The sequence below is a fragment of the Mesorhizobium sp. WSM3866 genome, from assembly GCF_002294795.1.
Lineage (GTDB): Bacteria > Pseudomonadota > Alphaproteobacteria > Rhizobiales > Rhizobiaceae > Mesorhizobium.
On record NZ_NSGC01000035.1, the window covers coordinates 1 to 7,384 of the forward strand.

The 7,384-nt window shown below is 58.2% G+C and carries 6 protein-coding genes; all 6 read left to right on the forward strand.

Translation table 11 applies throughout. The annotated features are described in order from the left end of the window. Positions 1-102 precede the first annotated feature (102 nt). Positions 103-477, forward strand: coding sequence for a hypothetical protein (locus CK222_RS31120; protein ID WP_280951804.1), 375 nt, complete (start codon positions 103-105; stop codon positions 475-477). Positions 478-853: 376 nt separating this feature from the next. Beyond that, entirely contained in the window at positions 854-2,503 is a 1,650-nt protein-coding gene (locus CK222_RS31125) for an EAL domain-containing protein (protein ID WP_095802975.1), read from the forward strand. Between the two features lie 134 nt (positions 2,504-2,637). Beyond that, positions 2,638-3,159 (forward strand): ubiquinone biosynthesis methyltransferase UbiE, encoded by a 522-nt coding sequence (locus CK222_RS31130; RefSeq protein WP_095802972.1) that lies wholly within the window; start codon positions 2,638-2,640, stop codon positions 3,157-3,159. After that, positions 3,156-4,334 (forward strand): class I SAM-dependent methyltransferase, encoded by a 1,179-nt coding sequence (locus CK222_RS31135; RefSeq protein ID WP_095802973.1) that lies wholly within the window; start codon positions 3,156-3,158, stop codon positions 4,332-4,334. The genes CK222_RS31130 and CK222_RS31135 overlap by 4 nt, the downstream gene beginning before the upstream one ends. Further along, a complete protein-coding gene (locus CK222_RS31140) occupies positions 4,331-6,697 on the forward strand; it encodes a SpoIIE family protein phosphatase (RefSeq protein ID WP_095802976.1) in 2,367 nt (788 codons plus the stop codon). The genes CK222_RS31135 and CK222_RS31140 overlap by 4 nt, the downstream gene beginning before the upstream one ends. Position 6,698: 1 nt before the next feature. Further along, positions 6,699-7,259 (forward strand): ATP-binding protein, encoded by a 561-nt coding sequence (locus tag CK222_RS31145; RefSeq protein WP_176477811.1) that lies wholly within the window; start codon positions 6,699-6,701, stop codon positions 7,257-7,259. The last annotated feature ends 125 nt before the right edge of the window (positions 7,260-7,384 follow it).

Sequence of the window (7,384 nt, forward strand, 5' to 3'; positions counted from 1 at the left end):
GCTTTCACAGCCGAGGAATGCAGGCACTATTTCGAGGCAGCCGGCTATGACCCGGAGTAAGTCGAATCTGCTCTAGCTGTCGACCTGCCATGCCGGGCTGCCATTCTCGACGGCGAGGTGATTGTCTCAGGCGGGCGTGGCTCGCCCGGTTCTCCTGAGCTGGAAGCCGCGATCTGGAACGAGCCGAGCCGGCTGGTGTTCGTCGCTTTCGACATCCTCCATCTCGACGGTCGCAATCTTATCCCCTTACCCCTGCTGCAACGCAAGCAAGCGCTGTGGCGACTGGTTGAGCCTGGCCTCGGCAAGATCCAATACAGCGAGCATTTTGAGGGCGACGCGCTCGCGATCTTTCGCGCCACCGAGAAAACCGAGCTCGACGGCGTCATCTCGAAACGCGCCGATAGCCCCTACCAGAGCGGACCGTCGAAAACGTGGCTGAAAACCAAATTTTTGAGAAAGCCGATCTCGAAACACTAGGTCTGTGATCGAGCCCAGGCCGCGAATTCCGCTCTGTCCTGTGGATCGCAATATTTCGAATCACGCCGGGCGCGACGCCGATTATCTGTCGATTCGCGATTTATTAACAATGAATGAACGTCCATCGTGGAATAACCTGCCCGCCAATCACAGCGGAGGATCCATTGCAATTACAGCGCATGCACCGCTTGTTGAAATAGCGAGTTGAAAGTTTGCCAAGCTTGTTACTTATGCTATTTCTAAACTGGGGGACGCTAATTTTCACCGCCTACGGAGGTGGCTTTTGCGTTCAGAGGCATCAGGCGTCGGCACGCAGAATGAGGAGTCGTCCTCAAGCGATGGTTCACGTGCCGGCGAAGCGCTTCTCGCTAACCTGTTGGCGAATACGACCGAACTTCTATCGTTCTATGATAGCGACTTCCGCCTAACTCACTACGCCGCCAGGCTTAAACGTCTGTACGGAGGTGCGGTTGTGCCAGGCGCAGCCATTTGGGAGATCTATCCAAGCTTCCTCGATACGAGGTGCCGCGACGAATTTCTTCGGGTGTTCCAGGGCGGCTCTGCGGCAAGCATTGACCTGCCGCGATCATCGGGCGAAGCGCCCCGCTCCGTTTTCGTCTTCGGCACTGCAGATGGTGTGGGAATCATCGAATCCCGGGAGCAGGGGGAGCGCAGCGCGGCGCAGGAGCAGGAGCATATGATTCTGCTCCATCAAGCGACGCACGACGTGCTGACCGGACTGCAGAATCGGCGGCGATTCGGCGAGCGGCTGCAGCAAGCGCTGGCGGCCATCGGCGGATCTCAGCCAAAAGCCGCCCTGCTGCAAATCGATCTTGACGATTTCAAAGCGGTCAACGACACGCTCGGCCATGGGGCAGGCGACACGCTTCTGCAACTCGCGGCAGGTCGAATCCGCGACGCGCTGGAGGACGGCGAATCTGCGTACCGGTATGCCGGCGACGAGTTCGCCGTCATCCAATTGGGCAAGGAGCAGCCCGCGGAAGCCGAGCGCCTCGCAACATCGCTGGTCAACGCGTTCAAGGACCCTTTCGTCATCAACGGCATTCCCGTCTTCGTCGGTTCAAGTATCGGAATCGCTTTCGGGCCGGAGCACGGGACCGATGGCGAGCAGCTGATGAAAGCCGCAGATATTGCTCTTTACGCAGCCAAGACGGATGGTCGCGGCTGCGCTCGAACGTTCAATCGCTCGATGCTGTTGTTGCTCGAGCAACGCGAAAATCTGAGGCGCAGCCTTCGAACCGCGCTGGAGCGGGGCGAGCTTTACCTGGACTATCAGCCGCTCATCAGGCCTCCTTCGTCGGTGATTGGTTTCGAAGCGCTGCTGCGGTGGCGGCACCCCGAGATAGGAATCATTCCGCCCGGCGTGTTCATTCCGATCGCCGAAGCGGACGGTCTGATGGACGAAATTGGACGATGGGTGCTCGAGCAAGCTTGTCGCCAGGCATTGGCGTGGCCTTCCGCGCTGACAGTCGCAGTCAACCTGTCGCCGGCTCAGTTCCTAAGCGGTTCGCTGACGGACACGGTCGCTCAGATCATCGACGAAGTTGGAATCCGAGCTGAAAGGCTTGAACTCGAGATAACCGAAACGGTTCTTCTTGAGAAGACTATCGACAATATAGATACTTTGAATACGTTGAACGTCCTGGGAATACGAATCTCGCTCGACGATTTTGGAACATACTATTCGTCCTTGAGCTACCTTAAGAATTTTCCGTTTGATACCTTGAAGATAGATCAATACTTCATCGCGGACCTGGAGACGGATCTGAAGAGTCAAACGATTGTGCGATCGATCATAAGTCTGGCGCACGGCCTGGGAATAAGCGTCACCGCCGAGGGGGTCGAGACGGCGGCGCAGGCACGGTGGCTGATCAAGGAAAATTGCGATTACCTGCAAGGCAATTTCATGGGACGGCCGCTCGGATCCGAGGCAACCGGCGATTTAATCAGGCGGTCGCCGGCGAAGGGGCTGGAAGCGATGGAGGAATCAAATCGGGCGCGCTAGCCACTTGCACCGTTTGTAAATCGGAGGGCTGTAAAAAACGATCGAGCTAGATGCCGCGCAATGCGGGACTGGCTCATCACGGAGTTCATCGCGTCACCTGGGCTCAAATACGGATGGAATAGGAGAGGATGCGGATGGGATCTGTTCATCATGACCCGGTTGGCGAACCGACTTTTGAGCCGATGATCCAGATCGACATGGAAATCAAGACTTTTGTCTCCGCTTGGAAACACTGCGATTATGTCTCGACGTACATCGCCCGGATGATCAGTCAAAACAGATCAGACTCGGTGCGGCATTCGAATCTCTTTTCCTCTGCGTTCAACGAATTACTGGAAGTCGCCTTTCGTACCCGCCACGCCGACGGCGAACTGGCATGCAAGGTGTCTCGCTATGGCGCGACGGACAGGATCGAACTGACATTTCCCTGCATGCCGGAGGAGCGCCAATTCTACGAAGAAGCCGTTTCGCAAGTCGCGGGATTTGAGGCCAAGGAGCGATATCTCAATTCTGTGTCTGGGGATCTGGCGCCCAGCCGGGAGGTGGTACTCCTGGAACTGGCTGTCGACTACAACGCGGCACTCAGGGTCGAGGAAGCCGACGGCGATGCGATCACGCTCGTCGTGGATCTTCCGCTTGAGGGCCTGCAACATTGAGCCCTTACAACCTGCACGCGCGCTTCAAGGCGCAGTACGATGCGAACAACCAGGAGTTCTCAATATCTGGGGTGGTCCGGCCTCAGGCGATCGATGAGCTTGGGCCTAGCCTGGCATTGCTTCGCGATGCGATCGGCCGAGTACGCGGCGTTCTCTACGTCAATGTCAGGCGCTTGGCGCAGATGAACAACGCTGCATTTTACGCCTTTTCGAGGATCATCATCGATGCCTGTCGCGCTCGACCCGATCTCAAATTTGTTGTCATCACGTCGAGCGTCGTCGGATGGACCTCGGGAAAATTCGGTCGGCTGAGCGGAATCGAACCGAACATCACGGTCGAGGAGTATGACAGCGAATTCTATCCAGGGCAGGGCTTCCTCGAGGAAGGCGGGTTCGTTCCAATCCTGCGCACGCAGACAAAGATGACCTGGCGCCACGAGCGTGCAATCCTGCCGCGACATGGCATGAGACCCGGGATCGTTATGGCCGACATCTGTTGCGGGATCGGTGATTTCGCCGTGCTCGTGCAGAAAGAGTTCCAGCCGTCGCGGATTGTCGCCCTCGACCACTCCATATCAAGCCTGGACTACGCCCGACGCGTGATGCGGGAGTTCGATATCCGGGGCATCGAATATACTTATGGCGATGCCTCGGAAATGCTGCTCGACGAGGAGCAGTTCGACTTGGTCACCTGCCGACATTCGCTTCAAATCTTCAATCGACCGGAACTCATCCTCAAGGAACTCTACCGCATATGCAAGCCAGGCGGGCGGGTCTACATCACCAACGAGAAGAATTCGCATTGCCTCGGCGAGCCGCGCGCCGAAAGCATCCGTTGGACATACAATGAAGTGGCGAAGCTGTTCGCGCATTTCGAAATGGACGTCGAGCTCGGGCCCAAGAGTCGGCGATATCTGATCGAAGCCGGATTCGACGACATACGTGTCGAGACCTTCACCGTCACCAACCTGGACGGAGATCCGCAGGACTTCGCCGATGTCATTGTCGCCTGGGCCGATGTCTATGCCGGCGAGATGGCCATCAAACGCGGCGACGGGCCGGAGTTCGTTGCACGGTTCCGGCAGGGGTTCCAGGATCACATATTCGCTGCGCTACACCCCAAGGGTTATGCGGGTTGGCCGATCTGGGTCGCATCGGGGCGAAGGCCGCAATGAAAGCCGACGATCAGCCTACACCGCGCTTCGGACTGCGCTCCTTCCGGGCGAAATTCGTATTGGTCGTTGGCGGCGCCGTGCTGTTCGATCTCTTGCTGAGCGGCGGCCTGGCGCTCTGGAACGTGCAAAAGCTGTCGCGCGACGCAACGTCGGAAGTCGGTGAGGGCCTGACCACCGCAAACCAGGAATACATTCGCTCCTACGCCGATTCGACGGCGTTAAGCGTCGACCTCCTGCTCGATCGAGTTCATGGGGAGGTGAAGGCGCTGGCCGGCGTTCTGCAGGCCCAGACCGACGATCCGAGCCGGCAGCGACAGGTCGGAGCAACCCTTTCGCAGGAGGCACCCGGCTCGGTGAAGGTCGTCTATGACGCGAAGGGCGATTGGGCGCAGAACCTGCCGGGCGCGCCTTCCGTGATTAGCGTCTGGGGCTACCTGCTGGGCGCCGACCACACGCCGTTGCCGAGCGTTGAGCAGGAAATCGAAGACAGTACCGTTCTGGATCTCGTCGCGCCGACCCTTATGGCCAGCGGATCGCCAAAACTGCAGATGTACTATATTGGTCCGAAGGAACGGCCGATCTTCAGGACGGTCCCGTATACCGACCAGGCACAGACCTTCGACCGACTCTATCCCGGCCACAACAGGGCGGAGTTCTGGGAGTTCTTCTTTCCGGGGATCTATGGGTCGTGGCAGCAATGGGCGAGGGATCCAGCCTCACGTCCAGTCCCCGACGACATCACTCAGACGGCGCCCTACACCGATGCGATCACGGGAAAGCTGATCGTCAGTTTTTTCCACCCGCTGTGGACGCGCGATCGTACCGGTATCGCCGGTGTAGCGGGTGCAGACATCACTCTCGATCAGCTCGCGGAAGTGGTCGAGCGCGTCAAGATAGCCGAAACCGGGTTCGGCTTCCTCACCATGTCGACCGGCAATGTAGTGGCGATCAATCCATCGGGCGAGGCGATCATCGGCCTGACTTCGTCCAACGATGCGGGCACGCAGGGCGTCACCGGCCTGGAGAGGTCGCTGCGGGGAAGCACGCAGCCGGCCATCGCGTCGCTGCCGCTCGACCAGAACAATGACGGTGTCATTCAGCATATCATGCTCGACAACAAGGGCGAACACGTACCCTACATAGTTGTCCTCAAGAGATTGAAACCGACCAATCTGTGGAGTTCGGGACCGATCAAGTCTGAAACGATGTCGGTCGGAATCGTCGTTCCAGAACGCGAAATCTATGCGTCCCTGGTCGCCGCGCAAAAGAGTATTTCTCGCGCGACCAATCGTATTCTGCTCTTTCAGGTCGCCGCCATCGTCGTTTCGCTTCTGATTGTATTTGCGGCAGTGCTCGGCATCTCGAAGCGGATCACGGCCGGCCTCAGGGCGCTTGCCAGCGCCGCCCAGAGGCTACAGTCCAAAGACTATTCGGTCCGCGTTCGCGTTCCAACGCGCGACGAGGTTGGAGCGGTCGGGGTCGCCTTCAACCGCATGGCCGAGCAGATCAGCTTTCACACAGAAAACCTCGAGCAACTCGTCGACGAACGCACCAGGGAACTCGGCGACGCAAATCAGGAGATTTCCGCGCTCAACGAAAAGCTGCGGGACGAGAACGTCCGTCTCGGCGCCGAACTCGCGGTCGCCAGGCAAATCCAGATGATGGTCCTGCCGAAACCGTTCGAACTCGAAGCGATTCCGGGGCTGGAGATCGCGGCCTACATGCGGCCGGCCGACGAGGTCGGCGGAGACTACTACGACGTCCTCCAGAACGGATCACGGGTCAAGATAGGCATCGGCGACGTGACCGGTCATGGTCTCGAGAGCGGCGTGCTGATGCTGATGGTCCAATCCGTTGCACGCGCGCTGCAGGAGGCCAACGAAGGCGATCCGCACCAGTTTCTGGTTCGTCTGAACAGAGCCATCTACAAGAACATCGAGCGGACGAACACCGACAAGCATCTCTCGCTGGCCTTTCTTGACTTTGAGGATGGGCGGGTAACGCTATCCGGCCAGCACGAGGACATTCTGGTCGTGCGTGCGGATGGGGACGTCGAACGTATCGACACGCTTGATCTGGGTCTGCCCGTTGGCCTGGAGAATGACATCTCGCAGTTCGTTGACACGCGAGACATCATGTTCGGGAGCGGCGACGTAATCGTGTTGCACACCGACGGTGTGACCGAGGCGGAAGATGAAGACAGAAGACTGTTCGGGTTCGATCGCCTCTGCAAGAGCGTGCAAAAGCGCCATGGCAGGAGCGCCGAGGACATCAAGACCGGGATCATCGAGGATTTGATGGCTCATATCGGAATCCAGAAGATCCACGACGACATCACACTCGTGATCATAAGGCATACGTAGGATGACAGCGCTGTTCGGTACGCCTGACATTGCAATCGGGATGAAGGGGAGCGTCAGTCGCGTGCGGCTGTTCGACGGACCTCTCGACTTGAGTTGGCGTCATTGCGCCACGACCTCGGACTTCATCGCCGATCTTTTCGCGTTGCGCTTTCAGTCGTCGCGCAATGACTACATGGAGGTGCGGCATAGCATCGGATATCTGGTCAACGAACTCATCGAAAACGCCGTCAAGTTCCGCGCACCAGGCGAAATTGTGGTTGAGGCGTCGATGGATTCGGAGTGCTTCAAGCTGAAGGTGTCGAATGACGTCGATGGTGAAATCGCGTCCGAGTTCCAAAGCCTTCTGGCGGACATCACGGTTGGCGACCCAAAGGACCTGCTGATACAGCGGATTGAGGCGAATGCCGCGAACCCCGACGTGGGGAGCTCCGGGCTTGGATTGCTGACGTTGATGAGCGACTATGGCGCACGTCTGGCCTGGATATTCAGCCCGGTCGATGAAAACGACCGTATTTGCCTGGAAACATATGCCTCCATTCCGATCTCGCAAACTCACAACTAGATGAAACGAAGCCAGATATGGAAATCAAGACAGACGACTACCGCGTGTGGACTGAGGGAAGCGATATCTTTTTCGACGGTGCAATGCGGCTTGCCAGTTCCGAGGCGGGTGCGCCGATCACGGCT

What these genes read in the sequence shown, in the direction of transcription:
- CK222_RS31130 (WP_095802972.1), top strand. Translation starts at nt 2,638, where the DNA reads ATGGGATCTGTTCATCATGACCCGGTTGGCGAACCGACTTTTGAGCCG.
- CK222_RS31140 (WP_095802976.1), top strand. Translation starts at nt 4,331, where the DNA reads ATGAAAGCCGACGATCAGCCTACACCGCGCTTCGGACTGCGCTCCTTC.
- CK222_RS31145 (WP_176477811.1), top strand. Translation starts at nt 6,699, where the DNA reads ATGACAGCGCTGTTCGGTACGCCTGACATTGCAATCGGGATGAAGGGG.